The organism is Mesorhizobium sp. M8A.F.Ca.ET.161.01.1.1 (assembly GCF_004792105.1).
Taxonomy (GTDB): domain Bacteria; phylum Pseudomonadota; class Alphaproteobacteria; order Rhizobiales; family Rhizobiaceae; genus Mesorhizobium.
The window spans coordinates 1-279 of the sequence record NZ_SRTD01000514.1 but is presented as its reverse complement, the minus strand read 5'-3'; the positions used below and the strand labels follow the sequence as shown (position 1 = coordinate 279).

1 pseudogene is annotated in these 279 nt (G+C 57.0%); it reads right to left on the bottom strand.

Annotated elements, in window-relative coordinates:
* Positions 1-110: 110 nt before the first annotated feature.
* Positions 111-279: pseudogene (locus EN804_RS38920) on the bottom strand (2'-5' RNA ligase family protein); the annotation flags it as partial.

Below are 279 nucleotides of genomic sequence, written 5' to 3'. Positions count from 1 at the left end.
CCGGTTCTCGGCGGGCGCTACAAACTGCGCTTTTGCTGGCGCATCCTCTGCGTCTACAGCAGTGGGGCAGCTAATGCTAGGCATGTATGCCGTGCTTTTTCACGCAAGCGTTATCGCGCCGCCATCTTGTGCGCCGACCGCTTCTGCGGCCTGAATATTTTTTCCGGCAGATATAATTGACTTTCCGGCTGCTCATAGCGGTCCGCTTTCGCCGAAAGCGGGAAGCGCCCGAGAGATTCGTGCCGCGTCTCTCCATTATGGCTGAAGATGAGTTCGAAG